The 15,457-nt window shown below is 40.8% G+C and carries 20 protein-coding genes; 5 read left to right on the top strand and 15 right to left on the bottom strand.

Annotated elements, in window-relative coordinates; translation table 11 throughout:
• Positions 1-4: 4 nt before the first annotated feature.
• From NI466_RS10305 to NI466_RS10240, 14 genes are all read right to left on the bottom strand, one after another.
• The gene (locus tag NI466_RS10305; protein ID WP_253173492.1) at positions 5-613 is read right to left on the bottom strand and encodes a phage tail protein I; all 609 of its coding nucleotides are present in this window, start codon (positions 611-613) and stop codon (positions 5-7) included.
• Positions 610-1,515 carry a baseplate assembly protein gene (locus tag NI466_RS10300; protein ID WP_253173491.1) on the bottom strand — a complete coding sequence of 302 codons (906 nt, stop codon included), beginning with the start codon at positions 1,513-1,515 and terminating at the stop codon, positions 610-612. Before NI466_RS10300 ends, NI466_RS10305 begins: the two co-directional genes overlap by 4 nt.
• The gene (locus tag NI466_RS10295; protein ID WP_253173490.1) at positions 1,512-1,859 is read right to left on the bottom strand and encodes a GPW/gp25 family protein; all 348 of its coding nucleotides are present in this window, start codon (positions 1,857-1,859) and stop codon (positions 1,512-1,514) included. Before NI466_RS10295 ends, NI466_RS10300 begins: the two co-directional genes overlap by 4 nt.
• Positions 1,859-2,482: a phage baseplate assembly protein V gene (locus tag NI466_RS10290; protein ID WP_253173489.1), complete on the bottom strand. Its 624-nt coding sequence runs from the start codon at positions 2,480-2,482 to the stop codon at positions 1,859-1,861. Before NI466_RS10290 ends, NI466_RS10295 begins: the two co-directional genes overlap by 1 nt.
• A 77-nt stretch (positions 2,483-2,559) precedes the next feature.
• The gene (locus NI466_RS10285) at positions 2,560-3,009 is read right to left on the bottom strand and encodes a phage virion morphogenesis protein (RefSeq protein WP_253173488.1); all 450 of its coding nucleotides are present in this window, start codon (positions 3,007-3,009) and stop codon (positions 2,560-2,562) included.
• On the bottom strand, positions 3,006-3,533 hold the full coding sequence (locus tag NI466_RS10280) for a phage tail protein (protein ID WP_253173487.1): 528 nt from the start codon (positions 3,531-3,533) through the stop codon (positions 3,006-3,008). The genes NI466_RS10285 and NI466_RS10280 overlap by 4 nt, the downstream gene beginning before the upstream one ends.
• Positions 3,530-4,387, bottom strand: a complete 858-nt coding sequence (locus NI466_RS10275; RefSeq protein WP_253173486.1) for an N-acetylmuramidase domain-containing protein — start codon at positions 4,385-4,387, stop codon at positions 3,530-3,532. Before NI466_RS10275 ends, NI466_RS10280 begins: the two co-directional genes overlap by 4 nt.
• Positions 4,384-4,677, bottom strand: a complete 294-nt coding sequence (locus NI466_RS10270) for a phage holin family protein (RefSeq protein ID WP_002060568.1) — start codon at positions 4,675-4,677, stop codon at positions 4,384-4,386. Before NI466_RS10270 ends, NI466_RS10275 begins: the two co-directional genes overlap by 4 nt.
• Positions 4,674-5,066: a putative holin gene (locus NI466_RS10265; protein ID WP_002060577.1), complete on the bottom strand. Its 393-nt coding sequence runs from the start codon at positions 5,064-5,066 to the stop codon at positions 4,674-4,676. The genes NI466_RS10270 and NI466_RS10265 overlap by 4 nt, the downstream gene beginning before the upstream one ends.
• 11 nt (positions 5,067-5,077) lie before the next feature.
• Positions 5,078-5,287, bottom strand: coding sequence for a tail protein X (locus tag NI466_RS10260; RefSeq protein ID WP_002060529.1), 210 nt, complete (start codon positions 5,285-5,287; stop codon positions 5,078-5,080).
• The gene (locus NI466_RS10255) at positions 5,288-5,752 is read right to left on the bottom strand and encodes a head completion/stabilization protein (RefSeq protein ID WP_253173485.1); all 465 of its coding nucleotides are present in this window, start codon (positions 5,750-5,752) and stop codon (positions 5,288-5,290) included. It lies immediately after the preceding gene.
• Between the two features lie 103 nt (positions 5,753-5,855).
• Positions 5,856-6,623 (bottom strand): phage terminase small subunit, encoded by a 768-nt coding sequence (gpM, locus tag NI466_RS10250; RefSeq protein WP_253173484.1) that lies wholly within the window; start codon positions 6,621-6,623, stop codon positions 5,856-5,858.
• Between the two features lie 10 nt (positions 6,624-6,633).
• Positions 6,634-7,623, bottom strand: a complete 990-nt coding sequence (locus NI466_RS10245; protein WP_253173483.1) for a phage major capsid protein, P2 family — start codon at positions 7,621-7,623, stop codon at positions 6,634-6,636.
• Positions 7,624-7,675: 52 nt separating this feature from the next.
• The gene (locus NI466_RS10240; protein ID WP_253173482.1) at positions 7,676-8,494 is read right to left on the bottom strand and encodes a GPO family capsid scaffolding protein; all 819 of its coding nucleotides are present in this window, start codon (positions 8,492-8,494) and stop codon (positions 7,676-7,678) included.
• Between the two features lie 158 nt (positions 8,495-8,652).
• Between NI466_RS10240 and NI466_RS10235 the strand changes: the two genes are divergently transcribed.
• The 5 genes from NI466_RS10235 (at position 8,653) to NI466_RS10215 (ending at position 13,977) form a co-directional block, all read left to right on the top strand.
• Positions 8,653-10,440 (top strand): terminase large subunit domain-containing protein, encoded by a 1,788-nt coding sequence (locus NI466_RS10235; RefSeq protein ID WP_253173481.1) that lies wholly within the window; start codon positions 8,653-8,655, stop codon positions 10,438-10,440.
• Positions 10,440-11,435: a phage portal protein gene (locus tag NI466_RS10230; protein ID WP_004670243.1), complete on the top strand. Its 996-nt coding sequence runs from the start codon at positions 10,440-10,442 to the stop codon at positions 11,433-11,435. Before NI466_RS10235 ends, NI466_RS10230 begins: the two co-directional genes overlap by 1 nt.
• Positions 11,435-11,941, top strand: coding sequence for a hypothetical protein (locus NI466_RS10225; RefSeq protein WP_253173480.1), 507 nt, complete (start codon positions 11,435-11,437; stop codon positions 11,939-11,941). Before NI466_RS10230 ends, NI466_RS10225 begins: the two co-directional genes overlap by 1 nt.
• 728 nt (positions 11,942-12,669) lie before the next feature.
• On the top strand, positions 12,670-12,897 hold the full coding sequence (locus NI466_RS10220) for a hypothetical protein (protein WP_253173479.1): 228 nt from the start codon (positions 12,670-12,672) through the stop codon (positions 12,895-12,897).
• 435 nt (positions 12,898-13,332) lie between these two features.
• Positions 13,333-13,977: a hypothetical protein gene (locus NI466_RS10215; protein WP_253173478.1), complete on the top strand. Its 645-nt coding sequence runs from the start codon at positions 13,333-13,335 to the stop codon at positions 13,975-13,977.
• 15 nt (positions 13,978-13,992) lie between these two features.
• Here NI466_RS10215 and NI466_RS10210 read toward each other — a convergent pair whose 3' ends face one another.
• Positions 13,993-15,180 (bottom strand): MFS transporter, encoded by a 1,188-nt coding sequence (locus NI466_RS10210; protein ID WP_253173477.1) that lies wholly within the window; start codon positions 15,178-15,180, stop codon positions 13,993-13,995.
• Positions 15,181-15,457: the final 277 nt, after the last annotated feature.

The raw sequence follows: 15,457 nt of genomic DNA, 5'->3' as shown, positions 1-15,457 counted from the left end.
CTATTTAGATTTTGGGAAAAATACTTGTTAGTTCATGCTCATAAAAAGCAAAAATGGGATAGACCAATGATTGTGGATCATCTATTTTTGGATAAATTGTAATATCTTCTCCGCAGTACATTGCTGATGCGACATTTGTTTCGCCTTCTACATTGATGACATTGATCTCAATACCCTTAAGCTCTCTAGTCAAAGGCTTCGCATCATGTAAAAGTTCTATCAAAGTTTGATAAGTACGTTCGGAAAGTGCTTTTCCATTTGTTTCAACTGTAATTTGAAAAGTACCCGGTTCGTTCATTGGGGCTTCTTGCCACCATTCGTGAACTGATAATGAATAACCAAAACTTTCAACAATCTGACGTAGTGCGTAATTTGTGCCTTTGTGCCTATGAACTTTTATTGAGTTTTTAATTTGTGCTCGTTTAATTTCATCAGGCCAATCATCTTGCCAACGATCCACAGAAAATTGCCAAGCTAAAATTGATAAGTAATCAAAAGGTGCGTCATCAATGCGGATTAATGATGATAGGTCGCCATTCAGATTGAAGGCAGATGCTGATACTTCAGTAATTTTTTTTTCTAACTGAGTAGTATTGGGAGGTAATAGATTCATTCTTCACCTGCAATCGTTAAATTAATAGCTGTGCAAGTTGCTGCTTGAAAATTAGTTAATATCAATTCAGAAGTTGGTGATAAGAGTTCGACCCGATCAACACCAGTAACTTTAAGCGCAGAATAAAGATCAGAAAAATAAACGCCTTTACCTAGTCGTTTGGATGTATTGACGTAAGAGGATATGCTATCCATAGCAGCAGCGAATACGGTGTCAGTTTCTGGGACATTATTAATATGAAGTTTTGCCTGAATTTGAAATTCAATAATTTCAGCTGATTGAACTTGAACACGATCTCCAGTCGGTCGCTTGGTTTCCCCCGACACATAGTTCAAAACAATATTATTCAACTCTGACGTTGATGCATTATTCTCAGTGTCACGTTGCAAAATTGTGAGTAAGGCATGAGCAGGTGCTGGGGAGCTGCATTTCACATCAGCAACACGGCTATCTGCAGAAAGTACGTGATATTCATAAGCTGATTCAGGACCAGCAGTACTCAAAGCATCTAATTTTTTTTGAATACGGTATCGGTAATCTCCATCAGATTCGTAGATCGCAGGTGAAGGCGGTGTTGTTGTATTGTCGGCTTCAGAAATAACAAGCCGAGCAACATCATAATTTGCGCCCCAAACATCGAGATCTTCTTTCTTCGCAAATGCCAATTGAGTGGCTAGGGCTTTTTCATTAATTTGATTACGAAGAATCATTTCACGATAGGCGTTCTCCTGTAATAACTTGGTTACAGGTTCACTTTCTCGATTCAGAGTTTTTCGAATATTGTCCTGCTGGTCTTGCGGATATAACGAAATAAAATATTCTTTACGATCATTAAAGATCGACTCAAAGTCGATAACATCAACAAAGTTTGGTTTTGGAAGTGAACTAAAATCGACACTCATGACGTAGATCCAAAGTTAAGTGGAATGCTTAAAGACTGTTGCTGATTGTTGTCGACCACATTGCAGTCAATTTCCAATTCAAATGAGCCGCGACCAACCTGGTTGATCGACACTGAATTCAGGGTGATTCTGTCTTCCCACTGCAGTAATGCTGTGGCGGTGGCTGCATAGAGTTGAAGCAAGGTGATTTCATTGAAAGGGGAGTCAATGAGCTGTGGTAGCAATGAACCATATTCACGACGCATGATTCTGGTGCCGATGGGCGTGGTCAAAATGTCCTGAATGGATTGACGAATTTGATCAATTTCTGTTTCGAGTTCACGACCGCTTTCACGCGACATCATTACTGTGGTCCTCCAGTGGTTCCACCGCTATCACCCGGGTGAGTATGCCCAGTGAGACTGATACCACTTGCAGTGACATCACCATCTGAACTGAATGTTCCTGAAGAATGACTGCTGCCTTGAACTAACTGACTGCCACCAACGGTATTGTTTCCTGTCATAGCCGTACTGCCATTCACTTGTAAATTTCCATTGATGGTCGTATCACCGTTGACAGTGACACCACCATTAGCAGTCAAAACAGCTGTGCCACCTGAAGGTAAAACAGCAGATAAATGATGTGCTGCAACGTCATAGGCAATGACACAGCCATCTGCAAACATACGGATTTTTTTATTGAGATCATCAGAGGGTGCAGGGTGGTCGTCGTTATAAAATCCATATAAAACGAAGCTTGTTGGACCAATATCGCCACATGGTGAAATGACCACACATTCTTCATTGATCGATGGCATATCCCAAGTTGCATCGTCACCGGAACGAATATTTAGGCAACGGATTTCCGGTGTCTCTATATCGCCTAAATTGACGATGACACGTGGAATAGGTTTAGACGGATTGATGGTCTTGATGGTTCCAAATCGAACAATATTTTCAAGACGACGGTTAGCATCTGCATTCATGCAAACACTTTGCGTCAAGGACTAAGCCATTTCAGCTGATTGGGCTTGTATTAAGTGAGTTTTACAATGTTGAAAACTTAAAGATTGATATGTTTTAAGAATGAATCTTCAATCAGCTTTAGATCCTGATCTGTGAAGCCTAAAAGTTCACGTCTTGGATAGACCACACTCGGTGCGCCACGTTCAGCACGATCTTTTAAACCTTCCTGGTGTACTTGTGCAATACGTGCAACACGACCCACAAAGCCAATCGCAATGGCATCCGCATTGCTGAGCAGTTTTAAATGAGCAGTATTTTTTAATTTTGTGAACATTTTGCGCTTAATTTTGCCTTTTTGTTCACGTAAGCGTTTGCGCCTTGGGGTGTATGTTGAACCATCAGGATTCTGTTGTGCAGAAATACGTTTGCCCTGATTTTTTCTTAGATCACGACCGATCTGTTTTGAAAGCTTGGCACGTTCACCCACTGACAACCGTTCCAAATACGGCTGTAAGTAGGTGGCAAGTTCTTCAACATTGTTCGTCATGGGTTTCGACCTGTCGGTGGCATATCTAATGACCAACCTTGTTTTTCAGCAGTGGTCCATGAAGCAATGACTTCACCCGATGGATCGATGACTTCAAAATCAGTTGCAGGTTCAAATTCTGTGTACTTCGGTTCTTCAGGATGACTGAGTTCTAATTTGCCATCTTGCAGCTTTTTCACGACGACACGTTCAGTCAGTGGAATTTGAAAGTTAATGTCGTATTTGCTGTTATCAATCAGTTCAGCTTCAAAACTAATGGCTTGTTTACCTTTTTCATGGTTGGCCATCAATTCAGGCTGATTTTCTGCAATCCACGTGAACAGCACGACTCCAATGACATCAACATCACCGGCATAGTCCGTGATGACCAGATCCAATGTGTATGACATTTCAAAACTGAAACCACTGACCATCGTGCTGCGAAGGGAACCATTGTTGGTAAAGATCAATAAGCGATCCTGATCAGGGCTGAGATCAGGAATCGCGTTGAGCAAATATTCTCTTAATTGATTTGGCTTTTTCATGCAGCTTTTGCACTCTTATAGTTTGGATCGAGGCGGTTCATCACACGTAAAAACTTGGTGTCATAGCCCAGTTTTTTATAGTTTTTGCCGTTATACAGTGAAAAAACTACATGCCAATTTTCTTGACGTAAAGCATCGATGAGCAGCCATTTTTTGTCATCTACTTCACCAGACTTGGTTTCACAGTAGCGAAGGAATGCTTCAAACTGAAGGCTTTCACTTTGTTCATGCTGTGCCACAAATTCCTGAACAGATGCATAACCTAGGTCTTTCCAGTTTTCACCCATCAGTTGAAAACGTCCCCATGATGCAGACTGTAATGCGCATGATTCATCAAGCTGTTTGGCTTGACTTAAACGTGTGTACTCAGCAGATCCACCGTGATAACCACCTGTTTTGGTATTCACAATATTCGGATGTTTAGCCATGAGTGCATTGGCTTTGGTTTTGCCGAATTTCTGATTCAAATAGAAATACATGCGATGACGTTCAAACAGAATTTTAGGCTTACCATTTGGCAAATAACCTTCACCTAGCGTTTCAACTTCAGCAATGGCTTTGATTACGATGACAGGCACACCCAAACGTTTGGCACCTTCGACTAAATCACTTTCTTTTAAAAGTTTACTGGTGCATTCACCACGTAGGGCTTTTAGTGTGTAGTCACCGACCAATCCATCAACTTTAAGATTCTGCTTTTTCTGGAATTGAATCACTGCATATTCAGTATTTTCACCAAAATCGCCATCAATGCTGATTGGTTTTTTATTGCGTCCAGTCATGCCATTTTTAATCAGCAGTTTTTGCAATTCAGTGACGGCTGAACCTTTTGAACCTAATTTTAAAATGCTCATGGTGTGCTCCTTAGCATTGAAACGACATTGCCTTTACTTCGAAAAATAAAGACCACTAAGAACACCGCGAGAATGGCATCCCAAATCGTGACCGGATCTTTAATGAAAATGATATGAATGCTTTGTGCAAGGAATGCACCGATCAGAACAACTGCAAATAGTCGAAACGAACATTTTTGCAGGTGCAAACGATCAAAACATAAAATACGGAATGCACATGCCACATAGCACAGCACGGCAACGATGGAAAAAATTGTTTGTGCCAATGGCGACAACATGAGTTGCATCATTTTTTATTCTCCTTTCCAAAAGTGTTGGACAGGGCAGAAAAGAATTTTGAAGTGGTATTGAATATTTCAGTCAATGTCGACTTATTCACCCATTTCATGACCTTCACCAAGACAGGCAAAGCAAACATGCTGGTAAAGCAAGCAATGACCGTGTGACTGTTCACACCAGTTCGGTTTGAAATTTCAGGGGCTAAGGCATAGCCCAAAGCAACGGACAACATGAGCGAAAAAATACGTTTTCCATAGCTCAGTGACACTTGGGTATATGCCAAAAATGCTGCACCAATTACTGCACCAAACAGTGCATCACCATTCACGAATGGAAGGAGTGATACCAAGCCGGCAGAAGCGGTAATTGCGACAGTCGTTGATGTGGTTGGTTCAGCCATATTTTTTGTTCTCAGTCCCAAAGCTGAATGCTTTGCGTTTTATTTTGTTGTGTTTGAAGTTCTGGTAACTGAACCTTTGTCCCCATCGGGAGAAATGGACCAAATTCAGACAAGTGTGGATTTGCTTCAAGTACTGCTTCAACCACACCAGATGAACGTCCATAGTTGCGCCAACAAATTGCGTCAACCGTGTCATTCTGAAGGGCATAAACAGTTTTCATTTAAACCAGCTCCACATTCAAACGACGAATTTTTTTTAAATCACGAATGGCAAAGCGCAGATCACGACGATAGTCATCAATTGTTGGGGTAAGGTCATCCGCTTTTTGGCCACCATTGTTGTTGGTGTCATAAGCCCGGTATTTTTCAGTCAGTTCAGCACCAACAGCTGCTGCCACGGCACGGAAATACAGAACTTCAGTGATGGGCTTTTCCACACCTTTAGTGGTGATGGTTTTTGAACTGATTTCAGCAAGTGATGCTGCTTTTGATGTCAGGGATTCGAGCTGATCATTGACTTCAATGATGGCTGATTCAATTGCTGGAATTAAACGCTGATCAGTGATACTTCCATCAAAGCGCAATGCTTCACGAATGGCTTTGCTCGATATGCCAGGGAAAAATGAATCACTGGTGATGACAACTTCTTCATTGTTGCGGTTGCCGTTTGCAATTAGTCCGGTCATTGTCATTCTCAAATAGTTGAGGGGTGGAGAATTGAGTTTGTAATTACGCATAAAAATGTCATTACAGCGTCAATTCTGCCCCTCGGTTGGCGCGGGGCACTCTTTAAACCGATTGATGACCAATTTGACCAACAAGCATTGGTTGACCTTGTTCATTCAAAACAGGTTTTCCATCTTCATTGAGCAATGGTTCTGCATTGATCGGTTTGATTTGTTCTTTCAAAAGCTTTTCAGCTTTTTGTAGTTCTTGTTTACAACCACAGTTTTCATGCAGTTTTAAAGCCGTTTCAAAGTAAAAAACGGAAGCCTTGTAATTTTCATTTTTAAGGCTAGAACGACCTAAACCAACATAAAGTTTTGCACGTACTTCATCAGGCATGTCATGTTCAGAAGTCAGCTCAAATGCTTTTTCTAAAGTTTCAAGACTGAAATCTTCACCTGCCTTGTGTGCAATACGTGCTGCATTGCCAATTTCTTCAACAACGACAGTGGCAGTATTGCGACTAAACGAATCAGGCATTTTTAGGTTTTGCTCTAAAGCATATTCAGCAAGACTTAAACCTTGATTGAATAGACCACAGTCAAAGCACCACAGCATGATGGTGGTAATGACTTCATCCTGTTCAACTTTTGCGCCTGACTGAACAATACCCAACACATAAGGCATGTGCTTTGGAATCAGTTCTTTTTTCGCTTCAGCACGTTTTTCTTGTGACTGAATTGAACGTAAAACATGAATATCGTTTTTGAGTTCGGTCAGTTGTAATTGGTAGACGCTTGCGTCTGGACGTACACCACCAAATTCATCAGCCTTGGCAGCTTCTTTCGCTGCCAAAGCCTGAAGGCGATGTCGTCGAGCTGGACTCAACATAAATCACCTATTATTCGATTGTGATGCCTTCAACCAATGCAACTTTTTCGTATGCTTCAATCACATACGCTTCATTTGAAGATTGATAATCTTCAATGCGGTTTTTGCTTGGTTTTTCTTGGATGTAACGACGTTTTGCATCTTTTTGATAGTAGATTGACAGGTTGTCAAAAGACGTAATTAAAAGTGCATTGTCAGGGAAATGCGGTACACGTGCTGCAGGTAAGCCACCAATTTGTTTTTGGCTTAATAGCACTTGACCAGCCAATACATTGGTATTGTCAGATGCATCATTCACCATTGGGAAGTTTTTGTCTGCCAAAAGTGAACGACCACAAATTACGACCAGATCCGTATCATCTTGGTGAACTTCGTCAATTAATTCATTGACGGCATCGACCACCAAAGCATCTAGATTTTTATAGTCACCAGTAGCACCGATAACTTTTCCAGTCATTACACGTTCAGCTGCGTTAAGACGAATTTTTTCCAACCAACCAATGTTCACGTCTTGCAGTTTTGGATTTGTAGAGCGGTTAGTGGTTGCAGCAGCAGAGGTACCATTGAAACCAATCATAATACGGTCTAAACCAATAGCTTTTGCAACCGCATTGGTCCAACGTTGATGGAAGTCAGCAAATGGTGCCCAAGCATCAAGTTTTGCATATGGAATCGCGACATCAAAATTTGTCTGCTTACATTCGTACTTGTCTACACCGAAACCAGTTGGATCCGTTGGATTACGTTCGCCATCGCCTGATGTGTCGGTGCGACCTGCAATTGTTGAGTTGACAGATAAACCGATGGCTTCACCAGTTTGTGCATCAACAGGAATGATATTAATTTTTTGAAGAAATTCGCTTGAAGCCTGAATTTTTTCTTCCATTTTTTGTGCTGGTGCTGGTGCGACTGTGAATTGCACCTGAGCAGATTCAACACCGTTCAGTTCAGCAACTTTTGCCAAACTATGATTGAATTTTTTACGTGTATCGTTACGCATTTTTTTCTCGCTTATAAGCAATATTTATGGACTGCTAACAGTGATTAAACTATTAGCACTCGATTTGTTCAGAGAAGTTGCCAGTGTTTTCAGGTGCAGGTGGTGTACCTGGGTTTTCTTCGCCTTCTAATTTGGCTTTAAGATCAGTGAAGTCTTGTTCCAATTTAGAATTCTTGGTTTTAAGTTCCGAAAACTCAGCTTCTACCTTTTGCAACTTGGTCTGAGTGTCGTTAAAGGTTTTTGCAACTTCTTCAAGACACTGATTAATTTCCGTGAATTTGCCGTTATCTTTATTGTCTTTTTCTTCTAGTTTTGGCTTCAGCAAATCCATGAACTTTTTGAAGAGACCTGGTGATTCAGATTCTTCGAATTCGATTGATGCTTCTTCAGCTGCAGTAAACAAATTGGCTGCATCTTGTTTACGACCCACAAATGGGTTTGCTTCAGGCTGTTTAGCAGCAAATTCCATGATTTGAGTACCTAATGAAGCAGGGGTATCAGTGAATGCAAGACCGACTAAATATGCTTTACCGGTATCAGCAAAATTTGGATTGACTTCAATTGAAGTAAATAATTTCTGACCTGCATTGTGAAGTTCGATTAATTGATCGAAAGCATCGACTTGGGCAAATAAAGCAAGTTTTTTGGTGCCGTTGATTTCTACTTCTTCAGCTTTTAGGGCAGTGACCTTTGCATACGTGCCAAATTCAGAACTTGGTGAAAAACCACGGTAGTGCTCAAGATTGCCTAAAGCTGTGTATGTATTTGGATCGTAGCTGTCAGCCATTTGTTGAATCCATGTCGCTTCAATCACTCGACCATCAGTCGTGGATCCAGCAACAGCAACACGGAAAAATTTGGATTTCTTCATTTCTGAATCCTGTGTCTATGTCGATAGATAAAATCTATTTAAAGTAGTTAGCAGAATCGGAAGAACGGCATAAACATTCAATGCAAAAGGCTTGTATTAAGTGGGTTTTACAAAGTAGCCACAATGAATAAATGTTATAGCGTTGGCTTAATGAGCCAATGGATAAAGCACTTGATACACCTAAAAATCTAAACTTCGACAAACGCCTTCTAGCAAAATTTTTGTATTGGATGGGGTGGCGTATCAGCTCGATTGCAGATTACATCGACGAGCCTGATAAAAATGTTCACGCTTGGAAAACACGCGATGAATGGGACAAAGATGCACCTGCAGGTCGAGTCGGTGAAGCTTTAACTGCTCAATTGATCAAACTGATTATTCTTGAGAAAAAAACACCTGGTGATTACAAGGAAATTGATTTGCTCATGCGCCAATTGGAGCGCATGGCACGCATTGATAAATATTCTGACGGTGGCAACGAAACCGATCTGAATCCAAAACTTAAAAATAGAAGTGCTGGACCACGTAAACCTAAACAGCCAAATGCACTGACTGAAGAACAGGTTGAAAAACTTCTTGAAGACTTTGATGAAGGTTTATTTGAGTATCAAAAGGTGTGGTACCGTGCGCGTGAACAGCGAAATCGTGCCTTATTAAAATCACGTCAGGTTGGTGCGACTTTCTATTTTGCACGTGAAGCATTGATCAAAGCTGTCACCACTGGTCGAAATCAGATTTTCTTGTCTGCATCCAAAGCCCAGGCACATGGCTTTAAAACTTACATCAAAAACTTTGTCATGCAATCCATTGAAGTGGATCTGCAAGGCGATCCGATTTCAATCACATTGCCATGCGGTAATACCGTTCAGCTGATTTTCTTAGGTACCAATGCCAAGACAGCACAGTCTTATCACGGTGATTTGTATTTTGACGAATTCTTTTGGGTGCATGGCTTTGCCACACTGAAAAAAGTAGCATCGGCAATGGCTGCCCAAAAGCAGTATAAAAAAACTTATTTTTCTACACCTTCAAGTAAAACGCATGAAGCGTATGCCTTTTGGACAGGGGATGCTTTCAATAAAGGTCGTACCAAAGAAAATCGAGTTGAGATTGACACCAGTCATGCAAATTTAAGAGACGGTGCTTTATGTGGCGACAAAATGTGGCGACATATTGTCAATATTCAAGATGCTGAACGCCAAGGCTGTGATCTATTCGATATTGATGAATTGATTGCCGAAAACAGTCCTGAAGAATTTGCCAATCTTTATATGTGTGAATTCGTTGATGATGGTCACAGTGTATTTCCACTATCCATCATTCAGCCATGTATGGTCGATTCATGGGAAGTATGGTCCAAAGATTTTAAACCGTTGGCACTTCGTCCATTTGGCAATAAACCGGTATGGATCGGATATGACCCAGCAGAAAGTGGAGATAGTGCAGGGCTTGTGGTCATTGCGCCACCTGAACCAGATTATCCAAAATTCCGTTTGCTTGAACATCATCAGTTCAAAGGCATGGACTTTGCCAGCCAAGCGCAATACATCAAAAAATTAACAACCAAATATAACGTCAAATATATCGGCTTAGACAAGTCAGGTATGGGTACCGGTGTTGCTCAACTGGTCCTTGAGTTCTTTCCAAATTTAACGACCTTCAATTACAGCGTCGATGTCAAAACACAATTGGTCATGAAAGCAATGGATGTGATCAACAAAGGTCGTTTTGAATTTGATGCCGGATCCACTGACGTGGCCATGTCAATTATGGCCATTCGAAAAACACTGACTGCTTCACAAAGACAAATGACATTTGAAGCATCACGTGCAGAAAACATCGGTCATGCAGATTTGGCTTTTGCCATTTTCCATGCGTTCGCAAATGAACCTTTAACCCTTGATGACCAAACAAAATCTAAAAAATCCTCTATGGAGATTTACTAATGTCCGACAGCAAAGTGCAGGCATTTACGTTCGGTGATGCAGAACCGGTGATGAATGGCCGTGACTTATCACAGTTCTATGAAACATGGCTGTGTGGCAATTATTACGAACCCCACATCAGTATGAATGCTTTGGCAAAATCTTTTAAGGCAATGCCTTATTTGTCGACTGCAGTTTTTTATAAAAAGAATCAACTGGTGTCGTCATTCACGCCCAATAAATTGATCAGTTCATCTGAGTTTGAACGCATTGCTTTCGACTATTTGGTCTTTGGTAATGGCTATTTACAGCGGATCGATAATCGATTGAATGAGCCACACCACTATGATGGACTCATGGCCAAGTACACCAGACGCATGAAAGATCCAACGGAATTTTTACAGCTACTCAATGGTTTTGAAGAACATATTTTTAAACCTGGTACCGTTTGCCATATTAAAGGCATTGATGTCGATCAAGAAATTTATGGAACGCCTGAATATATCGCTGCACTTCAATCCGTTTGGCTCAATGAATCAGCAACTTTATTCCGTCGCAAATATTATAACAACGGATCTCATGCCGGCTTCATCTTATACATGACCGATTCAGGAATTGATGATGATGACGTGGAAGGTCTGAAACAAGCCATGAAAGATTCACGTGGTCCAGGTAATTTCCGCAATTTATTCCTTCATGCACCTGGTGGAAAAAAGGATGGCTTACAACTGATTCCAATCAGTGAATTGGCTGCCAAAGATGAATTCTTAAATATTAAAAATGTCACACGTGATGATGTTCTTGCATCGCAACGAACCCCACCACAATTACTCGGAATCATTCCATCCAATGCAGGTGGCTTCGGATCCATCAGTGAAGCACGTGAAGCCTATTGGTATTCCGAAATTGTCCCACTTCAAAACTTATTTGCTAACACAGTGAACGAATGGGCAGGTGATCAGATCATCCGCTTCAAAGAGTTTCATCAACTTCAATTCAAACAGGAAAAACAATAATGAATATTGCTTTGGCAATTAAAAATTGGAAATTCATCGTGATGGCTGCCTTGGCCATCGCTTTGGCATTTTCAGTCATCAGCTGCACAAGTAAGTCACATCAAATTGATTTACTCGAATCACAAAAAACTTTAGCTGAAACACAACGTGATCTTGCTAGATTTGAATCTGCCGCAGCTTCACTTGAAACGGAAAAAGTATGGGCCCACCAATTATTGGAGTCAGAACAAAATGCAAATAAAAACTTACAAGTTGCGTTGGCTGCTGCCAGTGACAGTGCTTTGGCTGTTGACCGGTTGTCAAAGCAGATCAGTGATACAGACAAACGTCTGTCCACAGGTTCCAATCAAGCCCTCATTGAATACGCCAAGACCTGCAATTCCGTACTCGAGACAATGGCAGTCCGTGGTGGAGCAATCGCAAAGTCAGCTGATGAACACGCAATTGATGCAGAACGATTAGACCAGGCATGGCCACAGCAAGTGAAGCCCGATAAGCAAAGCTAATCACAGTATTTTCACTAAAATAAAAGTCCTCCAGGTGTGAGGGCTTTTTTTTGGCCAAAGTTTCTAAAACCACAGAATCCGGTTCAAGCCGGGCGGTTGACCCCCCACCTCACCTGCCCAGTAAATGTGTCGAATATTCAACAGATTTGTGACCCTGACCGATGGGTGTCTAAGCCACAGCAGTACTGGTGCATGACACAGCCGAATGCTCAAAATTCAGTTCTACAGAATTCAACAGGGATTCTATGAATGCCTACAACTTGCGATTTATCAAAAGTTCCTTCAACTCAATCAATAGTGCTTAAAAAAGGTTAGAAACAGTAAAATGAAAGGTTTTTAATATTCAAGTATCTGATATTTAATAATTAAATTTCTAACCATATAAAGGTTAGATGTGGTTAGAAAAAAGTTATAAAAGTTAAAATATTTATATAAAACAATAATATAAAAGGTTAGAACTTCTAACCAAAATTAGAGGTTAGAACTAACCATAATCTAACCATTTTCTAACCTTTTTAAAATTGTAATTAATCTATATAAATCATATATTTGAATACTGTTTTATAATTTTCTAACTTTTCTAACCTCTTTTTTTTCTCACCTGAAATTTTCAAAATCATCAAAATCACATTAAAAAAGCCTTTTCCAAACTTTGGCCATTGCTGTCATATATATGTGTGTGATCTCTACATCTGATATATTTTCTGTACTATTATTGGAGATCTGTCATGCATACCGAAGAATTATTTCAACTGTTTTTTAAACTATTAGATCCTGACATGCATCCACCAAAACTTTATCAACGTGGAGATTTGGAAATATTTTGGCGTGAGCGTTTTTCAGAAGCATTAGGTTTTCAAGAACCAAATGGTGCAATGATGAGTTATGTAGAGTTGCCAAAAATATTTTTGAAGACTTATAGAGCTGTTCAGGAAAAAATGGAGTCCTCTAAATAATAGGACCGATAGTTATTTTGCACCGTATTTGCACCGTGCTTTTTATTATTTAATTAAACCACTGATAATAAGAATAAATTTTTAAATGTTGTCTAGTCCATCATCGGCGCAACACTGATTCGTGGTTGAAGTTTATTTTCAATGGTGGTCAGATCAGTCATTCAAAATCACGCTTTAACGAAATGGAAGAAAGAAGAAGCAATCCATGCGATCACTCAGCTATTGGTTTTTGGCTAAAACCGGATCGGCTGACGTCGCAAAAAGAGGGCGTAATACTAGCATAAAATCAGAAAAACCACCCGGCGAACTTAAACCAAGCCAGTAAATCCAGGGAATGAAACAAGAAATAAAATTAGAATTCCCAGTCAAGTTGGAATGGTATATTTTGATAGGAGAAAGATGAAGATAAAAACGCTAGAAATAAGGAGAATAATCATGTTGTTATTGGAGGAAATTTATAAAAGCCATAAAGCAAAAAATTCGGCACATTTTAATTTAAGAATTCATCGGGGCTTAGGCTGGTTTAAAAAATCGCTAGACCTGGATCAAGATCTGGATTTTAAGTTTATCAGCCTGTGGATCAGCTTTCAGGCGATTTATGCAGATGAGAGTGATCTGGTTCAAGAGCAGAACAAGCTGCAGCAGTTTCTGGAAATGCTCTGCCAAAAGGATCTGGATCAGAAAATTAATCATATTCTCTGGGAAAAATACAACCAGCCGATCTGCTCACTCTTGACCAATCCCTATGTGGAGCAAAGCTTTTGGGATTATCGCCATCAGAAAATTAGTCTGGAAAGCTGTCAAGCTGACCTGCAAACACAGAAACAGAATATAAAGAATGCTTTAAAAGAACGAAATTCTGTTGAAATTCTAGCTGGGATATTTCAGCGTTTATCTACCTTGCACCATCAGATAATGCAGGGTGGCGCCACGTATCACAGTTCGCTGAATTATAAATCATTAGAGGAGAGCTGCCGAATTCTGGCAGCCTTATTGCCGGTTTTTATCTGTATTTTATTGGAAAATTCACAAACTCTTGATCTGAATAAGCCTTATTATCCGGCGGCGCAAGTCAGCTAAATATAGCCAAAATACTTATGCAGTTGTTCTGGCCTGATGCCATTGATCCAGCAGGGCGAATAGGCTGGCACACAGAGCCAGTCCGAGTCCTGCCATACAGGTCATGCTCCAGCCACCGTGATGCCAGGCATAAACCCCTAAGGCCGAACCACAGGCACCGCCAATAAAATACAAGGTCATATACAGTGAATTGACCCGTGATTTGGCATCCGGGCGCAGGCGGAAAATTACGTTCTGGTTACAGCTATGGGTAATTGCGAGCCCAAGATTTATCAGCCCATAACCCAAAATATAACTCAGCAAAGACACTGCACCAAAATATAAAAACAGCCAGCTTCCCATCAGGATAGAACAACCGATCCGGCTCAGTGTTTTGATATGGCCACGATCGGCCCATTTGCCAATGAACTGCGTGGAAAGTGCGCCAAATACACCCACCAGCGTGACCAGTCCGACCATGACATCAGAAAGCTGAAAAGGTTCCTGCGTCAACAGCAGAGCGATGGTGGAGAACAACATACTCATGGCAGCAAAAGCACAGGCGCCTGTCAGTGAACGCAATACCAGACGTGGTTCCTGCTTGAGTAATATCCCCATAGATTTAAAAATCGCTGTATAGCTGATTCTCAGACGTGGTAGGCTCGGTAGTTTTTCTCTCAAATAAAAACTTAAGGCCAGCATGCTTATGCCACTGACGATATAAATCATTTTCCAGTGAAACAGGTCGGAAAATAATCCGGCAATACTGGTTGAGAGCAGAATACCAACCAATAATCCGCTCATCAGGAAGCCCACCACTTCTCCAGTTTTTTCCGGTTTGACCGCCATGGTGGCCAAGGGAATCAGAATCTGTGCAGCCACGGAAAACAGTCCGGCAATGATAGTACCGACCCAGAGCATTGGGAGATTTACCGCACTGGCACAAATAAATAAACCTGCTGCCGCACCTAACATAAGAAAGGGGATCAGTTTGGTTTTATTCAACATGTCCCCCAAAGGCACAATAAACAGCAGGCCCAAGGCATAAGAGATTTGAGCAAAAGTGACGGTAAGCGCCACTTGTGATTCAGGCACCTGATAATACTGCTGAATTGATGAAATCAGTGGTTGGCAATAATAGTTTGCGCCGGCACATAAACCGCATGCAATCGCCATCAGCCATAATAAGGGCTTATTTTGACTAATATCGAGGGGCGTGTGCATAGGGCTAACCTTGTATTCATACCGGAAGAATTGAAATGAGGAATGAGGATAATGTTCAAATTGAGGGCACTATAGGCCAGAAGTTCCCGCTTTAAAAGTAGAGAAATATTGCCAGCATTAAAAATGTCAGAACTCAGGCAGCTTAAAGAAAGAAGTGCAATTTTAGGGTGTGTTGACACTTTTAGTTTAAAAAAATAGCGAAGTAGTAAAATCAAATCGCCAAACCCAATTTTACTATTCGCTATGCCTCGTACCATGCTGACAGATCAACACTGGC

The organism is Acinetobacter lwoffii, assembly GCF_024129595.1.
GTDB lineage: Bacteria > Pseudomonadota > Gammaproteobacteria > Pseudomonadales > Moraxellaceae > Acinetobacter > Acinetobacter lwoffii_O.
This window is presented reverse-complemented; position numbering and strand designations above follow the sequence as displayed.

Coding starts and splice junctions, on each gene's coding strand:
- NI466_RS10280 (WP_253173487.1), bottom strand. CDS start 3,533: ATGAAAAAGCCAAATCAATTAAGAGAATATTTGCTCAACGCGATTCCT.
- NI466_RS10290 (WP_253173489.1), bottom strand. CDS start 2,482: ATGAATGCAGATGCTAACCGTCGTCTTGAAAATATTGTTCGATTTGGA.
- NI466_RS10210 (WP_253173477.1), bottom strand. CDS start 15,180: ATGCACACGCCCCTCGATATTAGTCAAAATAAGCCCTTATTATGGCTG.
- NI466_RS10260 (WP_002060529.1), bottom strand. CDS start 5,287: ATGAAAACTGTTTATGCCCTTCAGAATGACACGGTTGACGCAATTTGT.
- gpM (WP_253173484.1), bottom strand. CDS start 6,623: ATGTTGAGTCCAGCTCGACGACATCGCCTTCAGGCTTTGGCAGCGAAA.
- NI466_RS10230 (WP_004670243.1), top strand. CDS start 10,440: ATGTCCGACAGCAAAGTGCAGGCATTTACGTTCGGTGATGCAGAACCG.
- NI466_RS10305 (WP_253173492.1), bottom strand. CDS start 613: ATGAATCTATTACCTCCCAATACTACTCAGTTAGAAAAAAAAATTACT.
- NI466_RS10225 (WP_253173480.1), top strand. CDS start 11,435: ATGAATATTGCTTTGGCAATTAAAAATTGGAAATTCATCGTGATGGCT.
- NI466_RS10270 (WP_002060568.1), bottom strand. CDS start 4,677: ATGATGCAACTCATGTTGTCGCCATTGGCACAAACAATTTTTTCCATC.
- NI466_RS10285 (WP_253173488.1), bottom strand. CDS start 3,009: ATGACGAACAATGTTGAAGAACTTGCCACCTACTTACAGCCGTATTTG.
- NI466_RS10300 (WP_253173491.1), bottom strand. CDS start 1,515: ATGAGTGTCGATTTTAGTTCACTTCCAAAACCAAACTTTGTTGATGTT.
- NI466_RS10245 (WP_253173483.1), bottom strand. CDS start 7,623: ATGCGTAACGATACACGTAAAAAATTCAATCATAGTTTGGCAAAAGTT.
- NI466_RS10235 (WP_253173481.1), top strand. CDS start 8,653: ATGGATAAAGCACTTGATACACCTAAAAATCTAAACTTCGACAAACGC.
- NI466_RS10275 (WP_253173486.1), bottom strand. CDS start 4,387: ATGAGCATTTTAAAATTAGGTTCAAAAGGTTCAGCCGTCACTGAATTG.
- NI466_RS10240 (WP_253173482.1), bottom strand. CDS start 8,494: ATGAAGAAATCCAAATTTTTCCGTGTTGCTGTTGCTGGATCCACGACT.
- NI466_RS10215 (WP_253173478.1), top strand. CDS start 13,333: ATGTTGTTATTGGAGGAAATTTATAAAAGCCATAAAGCAAAAAATTCG.
- NI466_RS10220 (WP_253173479.1), top strand. CDS start 12,670: ATGCATACCGAAGAATTATTTCAACTGTTTTTTAAACTATTAGATCCT.
- NI466_RS10295 (WP_253173490.1), bottom strand. CDS start 1,859: ATGATGTCGCGTGAAAGCGGTCGTGAACTCGAAACAGAAATTGATCAA.
- NI466_RS10265 (WP_002060577.1), bottom strand. CDS start 5,066: ATGGCTGAACCAACCACATCAACGACTGTCGCAATTACCGCTTCTGCC.
- NI466_RS10255 (WP_253173485.1), bottom strand. CDS start 5,752: ATGACCGGACTAATTGCAAACGGCAACCGCAACAATGAAGAAGTTGTC.